The following is an 18,823-nucleotide window of genomic DNA, read 5'->3' as shown; positions in this document are numbered from 1 at the left end:
TTTCTGGTTACAGTTTGACGTTTAAGCGCTGCAGGGTCGTTTTCAAGGTTTCGTTTTCAGGGTCTTTAGCCTTGGCTTCGCGCCAGAGTTTTTTTGCATCTTCTTTGTGACCTTGCATCCATAACACCTCGCCTAAGTGGATTGCGATCTCTGCATCCTGACGCAGTTCATAGGCGCGGCGCAGATCTTTTTCTGCGTCGTCCAATCTCGCCAGGCGGAATTTTACCCAGCCCAGGCTATCAAGAATAAAGGCGTCATTTGGTGCCAGGCTGGAGGCTTTTTCAATCAGCGTCAGCGCCTCATCCAGATGAATATTACGATCCGCAAATGAATAGCCAAGCGCGTTATACGCATGCTGGCTATTCGGTGCCAGTGCAATGACGCGACGCAGCGCGGTTTCCATCGCCTCATTTTTTTTCTGGGACTCTGCCAGCATGGCGTAGTCGTACAGCAGGTCGGTGTTGTCCGGATAGCGTTGCAAGGCGGCTTCCATGACGCGATTTGCCTCGTCAGCTTGTTTCGCTTCGCGTAGCAGTTGTGCTTCAGCTTGTGCGAGTTGCGCTTGTTCCGTGTCATTAGCAGCTTTGTAATCGCGTAAAAACTGCCTTGCATCTGCCAGTTTTCCTTCTTTTGCCATCAACTGAGCGCGCCGGATTTGGGTGTTGAAATAGGCGGCATTGCGGCCATCGTAGGATTCAACTTTCGCCAGCCAGGCTTGTGCCGCAGGATAGTCGTCGCGCTCGACGGCGAGTTGTGCCAGGTTCAGTAGCGCTGGCGTCGGGTCACGTTCCTCGGTCGGGTTGGCTTCCAGTTCGGTAAGGTAGCGGCTCAGATATTGTTCGGCGAGTTGATTATTGCCGGGCTTCTTTTTGCCTTCCATGGTCAGGATGCCGAGGGTGTAAAGCACATTAATATCGTCGGGTTTGTCGCGCAGCAGTTGTTCAAATTCTTGCGTGGCCTTATCCATCTGACGCTGATCGATCAGGATGCTGCCATAGGCCAGGCGTACGTCACGAGCTTTTGGATTTTTTTGCAAAAATGCTGCCATCGCTTTCATCGCATCGCCTTGCTTGGATGCTTGCGCGATCGTAAGTACGGCCAGTTGAGAATCAGGTTTTGCCTGCAGCACCAGCTCGGCTTCAGCTACCGCACGCTTGTTGTCGCCTCTGGCGTAAGCGCCCTGAGCCAGCGCCAGATGCGCCTCGGGCGTGGTTTTGTAGGGGGCGACAATTTCTTCCAGCGTGTCAAATGCGGCGCTCTTATCGCGCGCACGTGCTAACAGGCGCTGTGCCTGCAACATGAGCAAGGCGTATTGTTTAGGCTCGGCGCTACGGAGTTTGTCGGCAAAGACCGATTGAATTTCGGCCAGATTATTATTCATCACCATGAAGCCAAGGTAATACTGCGTCGCTTCATTGGAGTTAGGGGCAAATTCGCGCCAGAGGCGGATTGCCGTCAGTGATTCACCTGGTTGTTTGGCGGCAAGCGCCATTTCAGATGCACGCCGGGCGAGGCGGGGATCGCGGGTTTGCTGAGCAACGCTAAGGATGGTGACATAGGCAGCCTGCCAGTTGCCGCGCTGAAAAGCGATTTCGGAGGTCAATATCTTATATAGCAATTCGTCAGTGAGGGCGACTGAAGGCAAATTCTCTTCACCACGTTTGCTGATCTGATCTTCACCCATCGCATGCTCTGCCGCCAGCGCTGCTTGCGCCGCATCCGTTGCACCGGCGGCCTGATGCGCGTCTTCTGACATGCCAGACTGCAGTGGAGACATACCGTTGCACGCCGAGAGCAGGAATGAAATGGCAAGTGCCGGAGCAATTGTCCGCAGAGCCGTTACAATAGACGCGGCCTTGCCATGATTGGAATTGAAGGATGTTGCGGAAGGTGATGCAACTTTGCTGCGGTGAGTGTGCGAAACAGTTTTCAAAACAATATCCAAATTTGACTGACGATGCTTGATTTTACGCTGAAGCCGTATCTGCGTGGGACCTTCGGTGCAGGGACTCTGTGTCAAATTGTAATCACGCAGGCTTAATATAAAACGCCCTGATGAGGGCATTTTTTTGTAATACTCATTTGTCCGTTCTTCGTTGCCGCGCCTGCCAATTATGGTGGCGCGCGATTTTTTCATTGATCGATTGCACATGGCGGTTAGTTAATCAGCCTATAAATTTATGCCAGAACTCCCCGAAGTTGAAGTTACCCGCCGTGGTGTCGCACCGCATCTGATCGGACAACAAGTTACGCAAGTAGTTCTGCGGCGTGCGGGATTGCGCTGGCCTTTTCCGGCAAATTTGCCGGAATTGCTCCTGGGGCAAACCGTTCTCGCTGCCAGTCGGCGCGGTAAATATCTGTTGCTGGAATTTCATCACGGGACGGTCTTAATTCATCTGGGTATGTCGGGACATTTGCGTATCATCCCCGCCACGACGCCAGCGCAAAAACACGACCATATTGATATCGTTGTTGGCAAACAGGCCTTACGCATGACGGACCCACGGCGATTTGGTGCGGTACTCTGGCACGACGCTGAGGATGGTGACGTGAATCAGCATCTCTTATTGCGTGCTTTGGGCGTTGAACCGCTGGAAGATGTATTTAATGCTGAATTGCTGTACAAGCAGACACGCCAGCGTAAGGCGGCGATCAAGCAGGTCTTGCTGGCTGGCGATATTGTGGTCGGGGTTGGCAATATCTATGCATCCGAAAGTCTGTTCCGGGCAAAAATCAACCCAAAAATCTCGGCCCATCGTATCAGTCTGGCAAGATATCGTCTGTTAGCAGAAGAAATTCGCCTGACTTTGCGGGCTGCTATCGAGAAAGGTGGCAGTACTTTGCGTGATTTCATTGGTGTTGACGGACAAACAGGCTATTTTCAGCAGTCATATTTCGTATATGATCGTGCTGGTGAGCAATGTCGGCTCTGCGGAACAACAATACGACAGATCAAACAGGGCCGACGCAGCACTTTTTACTGCATAAATTGTCAAAAATAGGCCAAAATGCTAGATTCTCCGGATACTAAAAATATTATTTGAGGGCAACATGAGTAATCTGGTTCAAAAATTCCAGGAATACAGCGATTGGCGCAAAGGTGTCGTGAACGCGCTTGAGCAATATCGCGAGTGGATAAGTGGATCGGATATGGCCGATGCCGCCAGCGATCAGCGTATTTCGCGTTTGTTGGAAAGACTGGTGGATGACAAATTATCTATCGCCTTTGTTGCAGAATTTTCACGTGGCAAATCTGAATTAATTAACGCGATTTTCTTCGCAGATTATGGCCAGCGTATTTTGCCGTCATCAGCCGGTCGCACCACCATGTGCCCGACGGAGTTACTGTATGACGAAACAATCCCGCCTTGTATCCGCCTGCTGCCGATTGAAACTCGCAAAGAAGCGCAATCGACCAGCGACTACAAAGGTCAGCATAACGTCTGGACCGTGCTGCCGCTGAATATCAGTTCCGGCGACGGTATGCTCGAAGCGTTTAAGCAAGTTAGCCTGACGAAAAAAGTATCCATAGAAGAAGCAAAATCCTATGGACTGTTTGATGAAGATGATCCCGATGCGCCGTTAGAAATCGATGAAAACGGCATGGTCGAAATTTCTCAATGGCGTCATGCGATTGTGAATTTCCCGCATCCTTTGCTCAAAGAAGGTTTGATCATCGTTGATACGCCGGGCTTGAATGCGATTGGTACCGAGCCTGAGTTGACGCTGAATCTGATTCCAAATGCGCATGCGGTTTTGTTTATTCTGGCAGCGGATACTGGCGTGACCAAGAGCGACATCGATGTCTGGCGCAATCATATCGGTGGCGGTCCGGGGCGCATGGTTGTCCTGAACAAGATCGATAGCATGTGGGACGAGTTACGCACACCCGAAGAGATAGAGAGTCAGATCAAGCATCAAATCTCGACGGTGGCACATAATTTGTCTATCGATGAAAAACAAATTTTCCCGGTCTCTGCACAAAAAGGCTTGGTTGCTAAAATCAACAAAGATGCACCGTTACTTGCCAAGAGCCGCTTGCCGACCCTGGAATATGCGCTGTCTAAAGAATTGATCCCGTCGAAGCAGGAAATTATTCGTGCCCAGATGTCGTCTGATATCAACGAAATCACAGGCGGACAGCAGGCCATTCTCTCTGCCCGCAGCCGCAGTGTTGTTGAACAGATGATGGAGCTGAAAAGCTTGCGCGGCAAGAACGTCAATGTGATCGAACACATGATGCGTCGTATCGATGCAGAGAAAAAAGAATTTGATGCCAGCCTGATCAAAATGCAGGGAACGCGCGCAGTTTTCACTCGTCTCTCTACTGAGGTCTATACAAGTCTGGGTATGGATATTCTGCGTGAAGAGATCCGTAAAGCACGTGATGAAATGGAAAGCAGTAATTTTTCATCCGGACTGAAGGATGCGGTCAAACAATTCTTTAGCAATATCAAATTTAATCTCCAGGCCTCAAATAAAAAGACCGACGAAATTTCGGAGATGATGACGATCATGTACCGTAAATTTTCGACAGAACACGGCCTGGCGTTGACTGCGCCGATGCCGTTTTCTCTACAAAAATACATACAGGAAGTCAATGCGGTAGAAGCGGTATTTCAAAAGCAATTCAGTGCTACGACTTTGCTGACCAAACCCCGTGTGGTGGTCATGCAAAAGTTTTTTGATTCGATTGCTGCGCGTGTAAAACAAAGTTTCTTGCAAGCGAACCGTGATGTCGAAGCCTGGCAAAAAGTTGTGATGGCACCGTTAGAGGCACAGATCCGCGAACACAAAGGTCAGTTGAAAAACCGTATGCAATCGATACAGCGGATTCATGTGGCAACGGATAGTCTGGAAGAAAAAATTAATTCTTTCGAGGCGATTCAGGCAGAAATGGATGCACAGAAGAGCAAATTGAATGAGATGGAAGCGAAATTGAAAAATGCTTTGTCAGCCGAGTTGAGTGCGCTCAAGGCGGCTTAATAGTCTATTTTTTGATCGTATCGCACATCAGTTTTTTTTAATTTTCTTCAAGTTTATCTGTAGTTCAAAGCAGATCAAATCACATAAAAAAAGCTCACCAATTATTTATTGGTGAGCTTTTCAATTTCTTTGTTCAGTTTTTCGATGGTCGTATCACTGACTTGCCTGGTACACCATATGTGGCGCTGATTGCCTGGACCTAACTCCGGAAAAGACAGGTAGCGGTACGCATTGGGATTAAGCTCGAATCGCCCTACTAACTGCATGGCCTCGTCGAGCGTCAGAAAAAAGTAATCTGCACGGCGGTACGAAATCATCTGAAACAAATGCAGATTGTCGGCGGTGGTCAACTCTATCGTTGGATCCCATTGCTTAATTTTTTTATCAACCTGTGCACCGTAAGAATAACTGGATTTATTAAGTAAAATCAGCTTTTGGTTACTGAGCAGATCGTCGATTGTCCTGATGTCACCCAGTTGTGGATTATCGCTGGCAACGACAGCGATGGTCGGCCCGTCCTGATAGATGGCACGGGTAAATTTACCTTGCAATGCGCGCTGAGGGTTTTTAAAAAAGCCAACCAGACAGGCTTTTTCCTGATTGTTTTCTATGAGTTGCAACTGCCGGTTGATCGGTACATTTCTCCACTGGTAGTCGATATTTGCCCGCCGAAAAACTTGTTTAACCGGATCTGCAATAACCCCTTGAACATCCCCGTTTTTGCTGGTTTCTGTATAGGGGATGCGGTCTGAATAAATCAGATAAACAGGGTCTTGCGCATAGGCCGATGCAAGACTCAGACTGAGGAAGGTGCCGGCAAAAAAAGCTTTGTTCATGGGAGACTGCATCGGCAGTTCTGAGGAAAATACTGATAGCGTTGATGCTAAATAAAGCTCTCGTGTCTTGCAAGCCGGAATGTCGTTTATATCGTATAAATCAATACGATTTTGCAACGAGGGCTTGTCTAAAATACCGCTCACAGCGCTATGCGAGTATTTGACTTCTGCTAAGCGATGCTGTTGATATCAAAGATCGTACATAAATGTGCAGAATATCCGCCAAGCCAACTCACGCGCAGTCTTATCTGGCGTGAGTTGGTTTCCATAATTAGTGATTTTCCAGCAAACTCTTCAATTGGTCCGAGCGAGAAGGGTGGCGCAATTTTTTCATTGCCTTCGCTTCAATCTGACGTATTCGCTCCCTCGTCACTTCAAATTGTTTACCGACTTCTTCCAGTGTATAGTCGCTGACCATTTCCAGACCAAAGCGCATACGTAATACTTTTGCTTCGCGCGGGCTGAGTGAGTCCAGTACCTCTTTCAACTTTTCCTGAACAGAGGCCTGCATTGCCGCAGCCATTGGCGACAAAGTGTGACTATCCTCAATGAAATCGCCGAGCTGAGAGTCGCCGTCGTCACCGATAGGCGTATCCATGGACACCGGCTCTTTGGCGATCTTCATGATTTCACGGATTTTGCTTTCAGATATTTCCATCTTCTTCGCAATGATTGCCGGATCAGGTTCTACACCGCTTTCTTGCATCAACTGACGCTTGATACGGTTCATCTTATTGATTGTCTCTATCATATGCACAGGGACTCGGATGGTTCTGGCCTGATCGGCAATCGCCCGTGAAATCGCCTGACGTATCCACCAAGTCGCATAGGTCGAGAATTTATAACCACGACGATATTCAAATTTATCAACGGCTTTGAGTAAGCCGATATTACCTTCCTGAATCAGATCAAGGAATTGCAGTCCGCGATTCACATATTTCTTTGCAATCGAAATCACCAGTCGTAAATTAGCCTCAGTCATGGCACGCTTGGCATCTGCCGCACGTTTTTCGCCTGCCACCATTTGCTTATTGGTCTTGCGCAAATCGCTGAGTGGCATGGATACTTTTTCTTCCAGTGCGACGAACTTCTGCTGCAACTCATTCGCTGCATGGATATGGCGTTGCAGGGCCGCGCTATATGCCTGATTGCTGTCGATCTCGTTACTCAACCATATAGCATTGGTTTCATTGCCAGGGAATTTAGCGATGAAATGCGGGCGTGGCATGCCGCATTTATTGATCAGCAAATCCTGCATTTTTTTCTCGATCTGACGCAGCTCTGCCATTTGCTTGCGTAAGGTATCGCATAATTTTTCTGTCGTCTTTACGGTAAAACGTATGCCCAGCAACTCTTGCGAAATACGCTCTTGCGCTTTTACATAATTGGACGATTGATAGCCTTCTTTAGATTCCAGTTCGCGCATCTTTTCAAACTGGCGGCCGATGACGGCAAATTTGAGCAGTGCCGCATTTTTTAATTGCAATAATTGCTCTTCACTGACAGCGTCTGCACTGACGGCATCCTCTTCGTCTTCTTCATCTGCTTCATCGCTATCATCCTGAGCCGCAGCGATACTGGTCAGGCTGCTATCCTCCTTGGCGTCAGGATCGATCAGACCATCAATGATGTCATCAATCTTGATGTCATCCTTAGCGATCTTGTCGGCGATCGCCAGCATTTCTGCAATCGTACTTGGGCTGGCCGAGATGGCTTGCAGCATATCTTTCAAACCGTCTTCGATGCGTTTAGCAATCTCGATTTCACCGCTGCGGGTTAATAATTCGACGCCACCCATTTCGCGCATATACATACGTACCGGGTCGGTAGTGCGGCCAAAATCAGCATCGACGGTTGATAGTGCCGCCGCCGCGGTAGCTTCGGCTTCATCATCGCTGACTGCCGTCACGACGCTGTCAGTCAGCAGCAGCATCGTGGCATCCGGTGCCTGGTCATACACAGCGACGCCCATATCGTTGAGTGTGCTGATGATGCCTTGTACCATTTCAGGATCGGAGACGTTTTCCGGTAAATGGTCATTGATTTCTGCATGCGTCAGATAACCACGGTCCTTACCGATCTGTATTAGCTTGGTCAGCTTTTTACGATATTGCTCCAATTGTTCGGCGGATGTTGCACTTGCCGTACCTGTTGATGCTTTTCTCGCCTTGGCTCTGGCAACGGATTTCAGTTCGGCAGACTCCACTGCATTCAGCGCGCGGATTTCGTCATTTTCAAACTGGAATTCACTTGGCTTGCGTCCGCGTTTGGCGGCTTCTCTCACCATTGGCAATACGTAAGCGGAGGTATCCACAGTCGCGACATTGACTTTGACAACCGGCGCCGCTTCTTGTTTCCAGACGCGAGGTGCACGTTTAGTGACGGTGCTGGATTCAATGTGCTCTGGCTCGCTTTGCGTCGTGCTTTGTATGATGTTTGCTGCAGCCGATGGTGCTGAAACTGAAACAGAAGACGCGGGCGATACCGCGTTGGTTTCAGGCGTTACGATCAATTTTTTACTTAAGCGTGAACTCGATTTTTTCACGACAACAACCGGTGCTGCGACATTGTTAACACTGCCAACGGTGTAATCAGTGAATTCACTTTCTGCCGCTTTCGCCGACACCGGCGAAAGGATTTCCTGTTTGACCGGATCTGCTGCGGTCTCTGTACTGGGAGAAACTCCTGACCACGCGACTTCCGCTGCGGCGATTTCTGTTAACTGTTCTTGCGCTGTTTTTTGTACAGTTTCTTGTACAGTCTCTTGTACGGTTTCTTTTATTGATTCTTTTGCCGCTTCTTCTGCCTGTTTTTCAGTGCTTATTTCTGGCTGCGTCTCTGTGCGTTTTTCGCTCAGCATTACTGGCGTGTCAAGCTCGGTGTCTGCCGGGGATTCCGGTTCGGATTGCAGGGCTGGCGTCAGCACGGGGGCGAGCTTGGACCGGCGTTTGGTGATGACGGTAACCTGAGCAGATACAACGGGCATCGCATCTGCCATGATTTGCTCATGCACGACAGCTTGCACCGCAATTGTTTTTGCTTCGATCGCAGAGTGAGCGGGTTCTTTAGCTTCTGTCGTTCCTATGCTCAGACGTTTTTTAATGCCAAGAGTAAGAGTTGATGCGCTTTTTTGAAGAGGTAAGCCAGTGGAGTCAGTTGAATTATTTTTCATGTAACGAAATCTAGTACGGCAACAAATTAATACGCGTAGGGAGCTTGAAAGCCAATCAGCGAGCGTCCCTCAATCAAAGATGAAAAAAGCCCGCTGGTGAAAGCGGGCTTTCTTCATCTTTATTCAAGGATGAACAGAGGACGCGATTATCCTAGGCTTCGGCTTTCTTTGCAAGTTAAGTTGCACATTTTTTGCGCTAGTCCGGTGCTTATCCGCGTTTGAATTTTGCAGTGGAATCCGATGGTAAAAATTCATCTTAATAGAATGCTGAATTGATTCTTAGCTTGCGGGATTGAGGCGGGAATCTCGGGTATTTCTGTCATCCAATTGACAAAATTACCTTTATACTTAATGCACTTTCTTTTCTGTTTGTGTTTAATGAAATCAAGCACCTCCAAAACAAGTGTGGCGAAGAGTGATGCAGCAAGGCCTATTAAGTTCGGCACCGCAAAAGCAGTCTCCTTGAACCATGCAGTTAGTGCGTTGCCAGAATCTGCGTATGCCGATCCCAGTTTTTCTGCTGCATTAATTCAATGGCAAAAACAATACGGGCGTCACGAGCTGCCTTGGCAGAATACCAGCGACGCCTATCGTGTCTGGCTCTCTGAAATCATGTTGCAGCAAACTCAGGTAGCGGCAGTGATTCCCTACTATCAGCGTTTTCTTGATAGCTTCCCTAATGTTTTTGCGCTCGCTGAGGCAGCGTCAGAGGACGTGATGGCGCATTGGAGCGGGCTTGGTTATTACACCCGCGCGCGCAATTTGCATCAATGTGCCAAGCAAGTCGTTGCGCTCTACGCGGGACGCTTCCCTGCCGACCCTCAGCTATTACAGCAACTGCCAGGTATAGGACGATCGACCGCAGCAGCGGTTGCGGCATTTTCTTATGGCACCCGTGCGGCAATTCTGGATGGGAATGTCAAACGCGTATTCGCCCGGGTTTTTGGTATTGCCGGTTATCCCGGAATGAAGAAAATTGAAGACGATATGTGGTTGCGGGCGCGGGCGCTGTTGCCGGAGACGGATATCGAATCCTATACCCAGGGATTGATGGATATGGGAGCGACTTTATGTACGCGTAGTAGTCCTTCGTGCGGACGCTGTCCAATGCAGGAGCGTTGCGTGGCTTATGCAGAACAGCGCACCGTCGAACTGCCAACACGTAAACCAAAAAAAGAATCCAGGGAAAAACATACGCTGATGCTGGTATTGCGGTATCAGAGCAAGGTGTTATTAGAGCAGCGGCCTGATAGCGGCATCTGGGGCGGCTTGCTATCTTTGCCAGAGCTGGATGGTATGCAGGAGCGTGATCCTGATATGTCCGCTGACGAGGCGCATGATTTGCCTGAGCAAAGCCTGGCGGCAAAAAATTATGCTGCTCGCTTTGGTGATATCGAAGGAATTCAGCAATTGCCAGGGTTTTCGCATGGATTTACCCATTTCAAGCTACACGCGTCTGTGTTGCAATTTAATGTGGCTCACCTCAGTTCGCAAGTCGCTGAATTACGCTGGGTCTGGCTTGATATGGCGCAGGTAGAACAGGCTGCATTACCCGCACCTGTGAAAAAATATTTGCTGTCGATGTGATACCGGATGCCGGAGAGGTGACTGTGGTCGGGTCATTGAATATTGATGGACTTACACAAAAAACTAATGCCTCTCACCACAGAGACATGGAGACACGGAGAAAAGGCAGGAGTAAGCGTCTGTATGAAATATTAAACCCAAACGAGTCCGCAAGCAGCGTAAGCCTTCTGGCGCGAAAAACCTCTGCAAGCCGCATCCAGCCTGCGGATTCAATATGGTTATTGATAAACAATTTGTCGTATTGCTTAAGTCCTGATTGATTATTTTAGTCGTCGATTTAGGTTGGTTCGTCGCATGAGGCAGTGTTCCGTCGCAGGTTTGCATCACAAAGAATAAAACTGGCAAGATCCGATGACGTTGCAGAAAAATTTATTAAAAGGAGACGGATTTGTTTTTCACTAATATCGTCAGAATGGCTGGCATGAGTCTGGCATTGAGCCTGAGTGTTTCTCTGGCAGTACAAGCAGCAACCAAGCAGGCGGCGACCAAGCCATGCCGGATTCCGGATTTTCCCCAGGAAGTGCAGTGCGGACAGATACAGCGACCGCTTGATCCCGCACAACCAGACGGGAAGAAAATCGATGTTCATTTTGTTGTGGTGCCATCGCAAGATAAAAATAAATTATCTGATGCCGTCTTTGTTTTAGCCGGTGGTCCCGGTCAGAGTGCGATCAACGTCGCGTCCTGGGGGCAGCTTGTATTGGGACGCCTGAACCGTCGCCGTGATCTGGTCTTTGTCGATCAGCGCGGCACCGGGCGTAGCGCACCTTTGCGATGCCCTGAATTAGAAAACGGCAGTGAATTAATCAGCAAAGAACAATCACTGCAATTAACGCTGAGCTGCATGAAAAACCTGCAAGCACTGCCTTACGGAGATTTGCGGTATTTCAGTACCAGTATCGCAGTACAGGATTTAGAAGCTGTGCGATTACATCAGGGCTACGGCAAGATCAATCTGGTTGGCGCCTCTTACGGCACCCGTGCTGGTCTGGAATTTTTACGTCAATATCCTCAATCGGTGAAGCGTATGGTGATTGATGGCGTGGTACCGCCGGATATGCGCCTTCCGGCGGAAGATGCCCAGAAGGGACTTGATGGACTCTTTACTTATTGCGCTAAAGATAGTGCCTGTAACGCGGCATATCCTGATCTGGCGCTGCGCTGGAAAAAATTATTAGCCAGCCTACCGCAGAAAACATCGTTTATCCATCCCCGTTTGGGATCGACGGTTTCTGCAACGGTGACGCAGGATATGTTATTGGGGATGGTGCATAAAACCTTATATGCTCCGACCAGCGTATCGGCTTTGCCATATGCACTGACGCAGGCCGAGCAAGGGAATTACTCGCCGCTAGTCACACTCAGCGGCTCCTTCGGATTGCCCTCGCCGGTAGGTATCGCTTACGGTATGCATTTCTCTGTCTGGTGTGGTGAAGCATTTGGCCGGCCAGCCAGTAAGTCTGCTGCCGATGATTTTGAAAAAGCCATGGAACAACTGTATGAATCCGTTTGCAGTGCCTGGCCGCATGCAGCTATTCCGGCAGGTTTTTATACGGTCCCTGTCAGCCCGACACCCGTCTTGTTGCTGAGCGGGGGGATTGATCCTGTCACACCAACCCGCCACGGCGAGAGCGTTGCGAAAGCGCTGGGAGCTAATGCGCGGCATCTGAGTATTGATAACGCCGGACATGGCTTGCTGACGCAAGGTTGTGTCCGGGATGTCGTGTATCGCTATCTGAATGCAAAAGAAGATGTCGATGCGCTCAAAGTGGATGCGACTTGTGTCCGTCAGATTCCGCGACCGCTGGCATGGCAACTGCCCAAAGCGAAGTCTGTGACTGGCGCAGCCAGCACGCCTGACACCTCCTCTGCGACACAATCGGGAGTCAAGCCATGATTATCGTGAACGATTTACATAAGGCTTTTATCCGTCAGGGCAAACCGGTATTTAAGCTCAATCTGAATTTTGGCAAGCGACAACAAGAATCGGTGAAGGCTGTTGATGGTGTAAGTTTTCGCGCTGAAGACGGTGCGATTACTGGTTTGCTCGGGGCGAATGGTGCGGGCAAAACAACCAGTCTACGGATGATTGCCTCGTTACTGGCGCCGGATCGTGGTGACATCACGGTGGATGGCGTTCAAGTCAAAGCGGGTCAGCAGGGAACGCAATCAACAATGGGGGTGTTATCAGATGCCCGCGGCTTATACCCACGGTTGACTGCGCGGGAAAATATTCAGTATTACGGCAGCTTGCATGGTATGGAACACGGCCTGATCGAGCAACGCACGCATCAGCTTGCACATTGGCTGGACATGCATGCCTTGCTGGACCGGCGTACCGAAGGCTTCAGTCAGGGCGAGCGGATGAAAACAGCGCTGGCACGTGCCTTGATTCATGACCCTAAAAATATTATTCTCGATGAGCCGACTAACGGACTGGATGTCGTTGCTACCCGCGCTTTGCGTGAGTTTTTGCGCTGGCTCAGGTCACCGGAGGGTGGCGGAAAATGTATTATTTTTTCTACGCATATCATGCAAGAAGTTGAGCGTCTCTGCGATCAGGTCGTGATCGTTGCACAGGGACGTAATGTGGCGAGTGGTACGGTATCCGAATTATTGCAACACGCGGCTGAACCGAATTTTGAAGATGCATTCGTCAAACTGGCATTTTTGACTCCAGCCACAACCATCACAGGAGGCAATGGATGAACGCTATGTTTGCTATTTTTCGTAAAGAGATTAAGGATGCCTTGCGCGATCGCCGCACTTTGCTGGTTGCTCTGCTTGGATCATTGCTCGGCGTACCTTTGATTTTGTTTATTTTTTCAGTCGTACTCTCTCAGGTAGAGTCGCAGGAGGAAAAGCGCAGCGTATTGGTGGTCGGTATGCAGCATGCGCCTACGCTGGAGAATTTTATTCTTCGCCAGGGGTATCAGATCAAACAGGCCCCCGCTGACTATGAAGCTAAATCCAGAAACAAAGAAATTGATCAGCCTGTCTTATTAATCCCGGAGCATTTTCAGGAGAAGTTATCTGCCGGTGAAAAAGTCACTCTGGTGATTGCCTACGATACCTCGAACCGTCAGGCCGAATTTGGCTTGCGGCCATTGAAACGGATACTCGATGGCTATTCGCAGGAGAATGCGTCCCTAAGCCTGATGATGCGTGGTGTGTCGCCAGAAATTTTGCAATTGATGGAAGTGAAGGAGCATCATTTGCAAAGTGCAGACGAACGCAAGGCCACGATCACAACGATGTTGCCGATGATGGTATTGATGGCGATTGTTCTGGGTGGCATGTATGCCGCAATCGACACCACCGCGGGCGAACGCGAACGTGGTTCGCTGGAGCCGCTGATGATGAACCCCGTCTCTGGCTGGCAACTGGCCGTTGGCAAGTGGGGGGCGGTCGCGGCAGTGAGTATGGGCGTCGTGGTACTGACTATTTTTAGTTTTTTCCCGTCGCAATGGCTGATACGCAACGAGACACTGCGTGCTGAATTTCAGTTTGGGATTCATGATGCGCTCGGATTTTTGTGGGTATTGCTGCCGCTTGCCGCCAGCCTTGCGGCAATTCAGATTGCGATTGCGCTCGATTGTAAAGGGTATAAAGAGGCGCAAGTCCGTAATCAGATGATCAGTATGTTTGTACCGATGATTACGCTGATGCCGATTATTTTTCCCGGACGTGAGCCCGCCTGGTTCCAATGGGTTCCTGTACTGGCACAAAATCAGATGATGAATCAGGTTCTGAAAGGCGAAACCGTCAGCGTGGTAGCGGTGACCACTGCGTTACTGGTATGTACTGGTATGACTGCCGTAAGCCTGGCCTATGTGGCGCAAAAAATGCGCAGAGTCGTCATGAGTTGAGTTGCTCAGACGTCGAACCCGGGATCAGGTGAAATGAGTTTTGCACCCTGGCTGCGGATACAGGCTATATGTTGGCCTGTGTGACAGGCAGGTAAATTTTTAAAGCTTGTGATACTCTGGATTCAGATTGTTGATGTTGTGACTTTTTCATTATGCCGGCTGCTGAATGCGACTTGCTTACGACTATTGCTATGACTATGACATCAGATCAGATTCCAGTAGATAGCGCTCATGCCTCCCAGGCTGCTATCGTCGTGCGGGACGCATGTGTGTCAAACGCCCCGCATTCCTCTCATTCCATGTTGATTGCCAGTATCGCCCGCGGTGTATCGCTGGGCGAAATCCTGCGTGGTATCGCATCGGAATGTGAACGCTGGCTCCCTCTTACTTGCTGTGCCGTCTATCTCATCGATCAGGATACTGGCGGTATGGAAGTCGGCGCTGCATCCGCATTGGAGCGCGCTTATCTGGACTCGGTGACGGCACTGAGTATCGATCCACAATTATGGATTAATGTGCAGCGTATTGATAGCCAGACCGCCAGGAATACTTCTGCTGATCGTATCAGGCGTCACTTCTATGACCATGCTTCTGCGCATGGGCTTTATCCCGGATTGATTGCACCTGTCCGCCTTGTCGACGGGAGTCTGGCGGGAATTTTTGTTTTGTATAACCGGGATCATGATCAGGATATTGCGCTGCCTGCCGAACGTGTCCAAGGCGTTGACGAACTCATCCATCTGACTGCGATAGCGATAGAGCGAGAACAGGCGAATCTCCGGCTGGCGCAAGCTGAAAAAAAACTGGCTGAAAGCGAGGCCAGCAAATACCGCATTGCACAGGCGATTGAGGGGAGCGGGACAGGTATCTGGGACCGTGATATCAGCAAGAACGAAATCCGGTACTCCTCAGGCTGGAAAGCGATATTGGGTTATGCCGATAGCGATATCTTGTCGAATAAAATCGAAGAAAGTTATCACCGCTTGCATCCCGATGATCTGGATTTTGTACGAACTGCGATACAAAATCACTTCGATCAGAAAACGGACAGCTACGAAGTCGATCACCGCATTCGCTGCAAAGATGGTAGTTATAAATGGATATCTAGCCGTGGCAAAGTCGTGAGCCGCGACGCGCATGGCACGCCATTACGCATGATCGGTACGACCACTGATATCAGTGCGATACGGGCGATTTCAGATCGTTTGCAACAAAGCGTTGATCTCATTACCTCATTGACGAATGAAATTCCCGGACTGGTTTATCAGCATCGCTTATTGCCTGGCGGAGTGTCATTTTTTTCTTATGTCAGTGAAGGTGTGGAGCAGATTTATGAACTCATGCCGGAACAGGTTGCCAGCGATATGTCCTTGCTGTATCAGCGTATTCATCCTGAAGATTTAACGAATTACCGCAGTTCTCTGGAGATGTCTGCCGTGCATTTGACTCCCTGGCAACTGGAATACCGTGTGATCTTGCCGCGTCAGGGATTGCGCTGGTGCTATGGCAGCGCGCAGCCACGTCGCCTGGTTGACGGGAGTACGCTATGGCACGGTTTTATCAGTGATGTGACCGAACGCAAGCGGATTGAAATTGAACTGAAAGAATTCGCGGCCATCGATTTTTTGACGCAGCTACCGAATCGTCGTTACTTCATGGGGCGTATGGAGGAAGAGCTGGCACGGATCAAGCGGATTGCCAGTACCCGCACGGCGATTCTGATGTGCGACCTCGATCACTTTAAAATAATCAACGATAGTCACGGTCATGCCGTCGGGGATCTGGTACTAAAGCATTTTGCCGGAATTCTGTCCGCCCAATTACGTAATAACGATATGGTCGGGCGAGTTGGCGGAGAGGAGTTTGCCGTCATTTTGTCTGATGTATCCATCAACGAAGCAGCTATTTTTGCCCGGCGTGTTCAACAGCAGATTGCCGATACACCCTTGCTGGTTGATGACAAGCTGATCGTCATCACTGTGAGCGTCGGTGTTGCCGCCATGAGCGTCAATGATGCCAGTGCGGATGCGGTGTTATCTCGCAGTGATATGGCGCTGTACAGGGCGAAAGAAAATGGCCGTAACCGTATCGAAATCGCCAAAGAAGTCTAGGGTCTGTTAACAATCAAATGACATGACGGGTGATCCTGGTACGTCATTGAGTTTTTTCTCGCCAGACCGCTTAAATGAGGCCGTCGAAGATATTGCGATTACCAATACTCCCCTTATTTTTTAAAAAATATGCCTTAACCCGCTTTCTTTTAAAGCCGTATGAAAACATACAGGGTGGGGTATGTAATATTGCTATCTTGACGACGGAATTAACCCAGACGCCGGTGCCGGACTAATACCTGCTCTTTATCTTCAAAATATTCGGCCAGTTTTTCCACCATAAATACCGAGCGATGCTGGCCTCCGGTACAGCCAATCGCAACGGTCAGATAGCTGCGGTTGTCGTGTTTGAAATTTGGCAGCCACTTCTCGATGAATTGCTGGATGTCGCGATACAACTCCTGCACCATCGCCTGCTCATCCAAAAAGTGAATCACAGGCTGATCGCGCCCTGTCAGCGGACGCAGTTGCAGGTCGTAGTAGGGATTCGGCAGCATCCTGACGTCGAATACAAAATCTGCATCCAGCGGGACACCGATTTTAAATGCGAAGGATTCAAACATCAGCGTCAGCGGTGAGTGCTGAATCTGAATGATATTTTTGACCCACTCACGTAGTTTGTTGGCACTTAGATTGGAGGTGTCGATGACATGGGCAAGGAATTGTATCGTCGCCAGAATTTCACGTTCTTCCTGTATGCATTCGGTCAGGCTCAGGCGATCACCCATGGGCTGATCTTTTTGCAGCCGGTGTGATAAAGGATGACTGCGGCGCGTCTCAGAGAAACGGGCGACCAGTGATTCGGTGCTGGCGGTTAAAAACAGAATTTTGACTTCGTGACCTTCTGCACGCAAGGTCTGCACCGTGTCTGGTAAGCTGGTCAACAGATGTGCGCTACGCGAGTCGATTGCCATCGCGGCAGATTGGATGCCTTCGCTGATCAGTGTTTTGACCAGCTCCGGTAGCAGGCTGGGTGGCAGGTTGTCGACACAATAAAAGCCCGCATCCTCGACAACATTCAGTGCCACTGATTTGCCGGAACCGGAAATACCTGAGATCAGTAATATGCGCATGATGTGGAATGAGAACGATGAAAACGATAAGAGCGTTTAATGGCGTTTCTGCATGACGAGTGCCGTTGTTGCTGCAGCCTGAACACTGATGATGTAGAACGAGAATAAGGAAAAAAGTACCAGACCTTATTTTGCCACTTATTCCGCATCTTCGTTCATTGCACGTCGCTGGCGTTCCATGAACTCGTCCAGAGTATTGATGCCGCGTAATTGCAAAATCGTATTACGTACTGCTGCCTCTAAGAGCACCGCGATATTGCGACCGGCAGCGACCGGGATGACAACTTTGCGTATCGGCAGGCCCAGCACTTCCTGACTCTGCGAATCAATCGGCAAGCGTTCGTAATGTTCTTCCAATGTGCTGCGTTTGACCAGATGCACGATGAGTTTCAGACGCATCTTGCGACGCACTGCGGTCTCACCAAAAATTGCCTTGATATCGAGTAAGCCCAGGCCGCGTACTTCCAGCAGATTTTGTAACAAGTCAGGACAGCGACCTTCAATCATGTTTGGCGCGATTCGCGAGAATTCGACGGCATCATCAGCGACCAGACCATGACTACGTGAAATCAGCTCCAGCCCCAATTCACTTTTACCTAAACCCGATTCTCCCGTGATCAGGACGCCGACGCCGAGTACGTCCATAAATACGCCGTGCATCGTGGTGCGCTGTGCGAGTTTTTTGGATAGATAGACGCGTAAAAAATCGATGACCTGCGCAGATGGCAGCGGTGTAGAGAACAGTGGAATATTGTGATCGTCACAAGCGGTCAGAATCGCTTGCGGTGTTTCTAAGCCTTGCGCTACGATCAGAGCTGGTGGCGCACCGGCAATCAGTTCTTTGATCAAATTGCCGCGTGAAACGGTAGACAGGCGATGATAGTAAGCGAGCTCCTGATGACCTAGCACCTGGATACGTCCCGGGTGAATAAAGTTCAGATGGCCAACCTGATCCGCAGATGAGGTTGCATCGCCGGTAATTTGTTTGTCACCGCCAGAGAAACCGGCAAACCATCCCAACTGCATTGCATCACGATTGTCGTCGAAGATTTTTTGTATAGTCAGTTCGGTCAGTAATGGCATGGCGGCTTACACAATCTGATGAGAAATAGTGGGGGATGCGATCAATGGTGATGAGGCGCGCAGGGGACTTATATCGTCCGTCCGAAACAAGCATCACTGCGCCAGC

Annotated in this window: 12 protein-coding genes; 7 read left to right on the top strand and 5 right to left on the bottom strand. The window is 49.7% G+C overall.

Annotation, left to right across the window (positions count from 1 at the left end; genetic code table 11):
- Positions 1–7 precede the first annotated feature (7 nt).
- Positions 8–1,777, bottom strand: a complete 1,770-nt coding sequence (locus tag ACO0K4_RS06430; protein WP_422955790.1) for a tetratricopeptide repeat protein — start codon at positions 1,775–1,777, stop codon at positions 8–10.
- A 403-nt stretch (positions 1,778–2,180) separates the two neighbouring features.
- Here ACO0K4_RS06430 and mutM point away from each other — a divergent pair, with 403 nt between their 5' ends.
- On the top strand, positions 2,181–3,002 hold the full coding sequence (gene mutM / locus ACO0K4_RS06425; protein ID WP_422955789.1) for a bifunctional DNA-formamidopyrimidine glycosylase/DNA-(apurinic or apyrimidinic site) lyase: 822 nt from the start codon (positions 2,181–2,183) through the stop codon (positions 3,000–3,002).
- Between the two features lie 49 nt (positions 3,003–3,051).
- Positions 3,052–4,986, top strand: coding sequence for a dynamin family protein (locus tag ACO0K4_RS06420; protein ID WP_422955788.1), 1,935 nt, complete (start codon positions 3,052–3,054; stop codon positions 4,984–4,986).
- Positions 4,987–5,087: 101 nt separating this feature from the next.
- On the opposite strand, the gene ACO0K4_RS06415 is transcribed toward ACO0K4_RS06420, so the two are convergent.
- Together ACO0K4_RS06415 and rpoD are read right to left on the bottom strand one after the other, a co-directional pair.
- Positions 5,088–5,822: a substrate-binding periplasmic protein gene (locus ACO0K4_RS06415; protein ID WP_422955787.1), complete on the bottom strand. Its 735-nt coding sequence runs from the start codon at positions 5,820–5,822 to the stop codon at positions 5,088–5,090.
- A 271-nt stretch (positions 5,823–6,093) separates the two neighbouring features.
- Complete coding sequence (gene rpoD, locus ACO0K4_RS06410; RefSeq protein ID WP_422955871.1) at positions 6,094–8,808, bottom strand: RNA polymerase sigma factor RpoD; 2,715 nt, start codon at positions 8,806–8,808, stop codon at positions 6,094–6,096.
- 648 nt (positions 8,809–9,456) lie between these two features.
- Here rpoD and mutY point away from each other — a divergent pair.
- The 5 genes from mutY (at position 9,457) to ACO0K4_RS06385 (ending at position 16,561) form a co-directional block, all read left to right on the top strand.
- On the top strand, positions 9,457–10,581 hold the full coding sequence (gene mutY / locus ACO0K4_RS06405; protein WP_422955786.1) for an A/G-specific adenine glycosylase: 1,125 nt from the start codon (positions 9,457–9,459) through the stop codon (positions 10,579–10,581).
- 388 nt (positions 10,582–10,969) lie between these two features.
- Entirely contained in the window at positions 10,970–12,478 is a 1,509-nt protein-coding gene (locus ACO0K4_RS06400) for an alpha/beta hydrolase (RefSeq protein WP_422955785.1), read from the top strand.
- Complete coding sequence (locus ACO0K4_RS06395; protein WP_422955784.1) at positions 12,475–13,290, top strand: ATP-binding cassette domain-containing protein; 816 nt, start codon at positions 12,475–12,477, stop codon at positions 13,288–13,290. The genes ACO0K4_RS06400 and ACO0K4_RS06395 overlap by 4 nt, the downstream gene beginning before the upstream one ends.
- The gene (locus tag ACO0K4_RS06390) at positions 13,287–14,450 is read left to right on the top strand and encodes an ABC transporter permease (protein ID WP_422955783.1); all 1,164 of its coding nucleotides are present in this window, start codon (positions 13,287–13,289) and stop codon (positions 14,448–14,450) included. Before ACO0K4_RS06395 ends, ACO0K4_RS06390 begins: the two co-directional genes overlap by 4 nt.
- Before the next feature lie 191 nt (positions 14,451–14,641).
- A complete protein-coding gene (locus ACO0K4_RS06385) occupies positions 14,642–16,561 on the top strand; it encodes a diguanylate cyclase (protein ID WP_422955782.1) in 1,920 nt (639 codons plus the stop codon).
- 209 nt (positions 16,562–16,770) lie between these two features.
- Here the strand turns inward: ACO0K4_RS06385 and rapZ are convergent, their stop codons facing one another.
- Both rapZ and hprK read right to left on the bottom strand, forming a co-directional pair.
- Positions 16,771–17,634 carry an RNase adapter RapZ gene (gene rapZ, locus ACO0K4_RS06380; protein ID WP_422955781.1) on the bottom strand — a complete coding sequence of 288 codons (864 nt, stop codon included), beginning with the start codon at positions 17,632–17,634 and terminating at the stop codon, positions 16,771–16,773.
- A gap of 138 nt (positions 17,635–17,772) precedes the next feature.
- On the bottom strand, positions 17,773–18,717 hold the full coding sequence (hprK, locus tag ACO0K4_RS06375; RefSeq protein WP_422955780.1) for an HPr(Ser) kinase/phosphatase: 945 nt from the start codon (positions 18,715–18,717) through the stop codon (positions 17,773–17,775).
- Positions 18,718–18,823: the final 106 nt, after the last annotated feature.

Origin of the sequence: Undibacterium sp. RuTC16W (genome assembly GCF_049339445.1) — a bacterium.
GTDB lineage: Bacteria > Pseudomonadota > Gammaproteobacteria > Burkholderiales > Burkholderiaceae_D > Undibacterium.
Note: the sequence above shows the minus strand (reverse complement) of the source record. Positions and strands in the feature narration are given on the sequence as shown.

What these genes read in the sequence shown, in the direction of transcription:
- ACO0K4_RS06430 (WP_422955790.1), bottom strand. Translation starts at nt 1,777, where the DNA reads ATGTCTCCACTGCAGTCTGGCATGTCAGAAGACGCGCATCAGGCCGCC.
- mutM (WP_422955789.1), top strand. Translation starts at nt 2,181, where the DNA reads ATGCCAGAACTCCCCGAAGTTGAAGTTACCCGCCGTGGTGTCGCACCG.
- ACO0K4_RS06420 (WP_422955788.1), top strand. Translation starts at nt 3,052, where the DNA reads ATGAGTAATCTGGTTCAAAAATTCCAGGAATACAGCGATTGGCGCAAA.
- ACO0K4_RS06415 (WP_422955787.1), bottom strand. Translation starts at nt 5,822, where the DNA reads ATGAACAAAGCTTTTTTTGCCGGCACCTTCCTCAGTCTGAGTCTTGCA.
- rpoD (WP_422955871.1), bottom strand. Translation starts at nt 8,808, where the DNA reads ATGCCCGTTGTATCTGCTCAGGTTACCGTCATCACCAAACGCCGGTCC.
- ACO0K4_RS06395 (WP_422955784.1), top strand. Translation starts at nt 12,475, where the DNA reads ATGATTATCGTGAACGATTTACATAAGGCTTTTATCCGTCAGGGCAAA.
- ACO0K4_RS06390 (WP_422955783.1), top strand. Translation starts at nt 13,287, where the DNA reads ATGAACGCTATGTTTGCTATTTTTCGTAAAGAGATTAAGGATGCCTTG.
- ACO0K4_RS06385 (WP_422955782.1), top strand. Translation starts at nt 14,642, where the DNA reads ATGACTATGACATCAGATCAGATTCCAGTAGATAGCGCTCATGCCTCC.
- rapZ (WP_422955781.1), bottom strand. Translation starts at nt 17,634, where the DNA reads ATGCGCATATTACTGATCTCAGGTATTTCCGGTTCCGGCAAATCAGTG.
- hprK (WP_422955780.1), bottom strand. Translation starts at nt 18,717, where the DNA reads ATGCCATTACTGACCGAACTGACTATACAAAAAATCTTCGACGACAAT.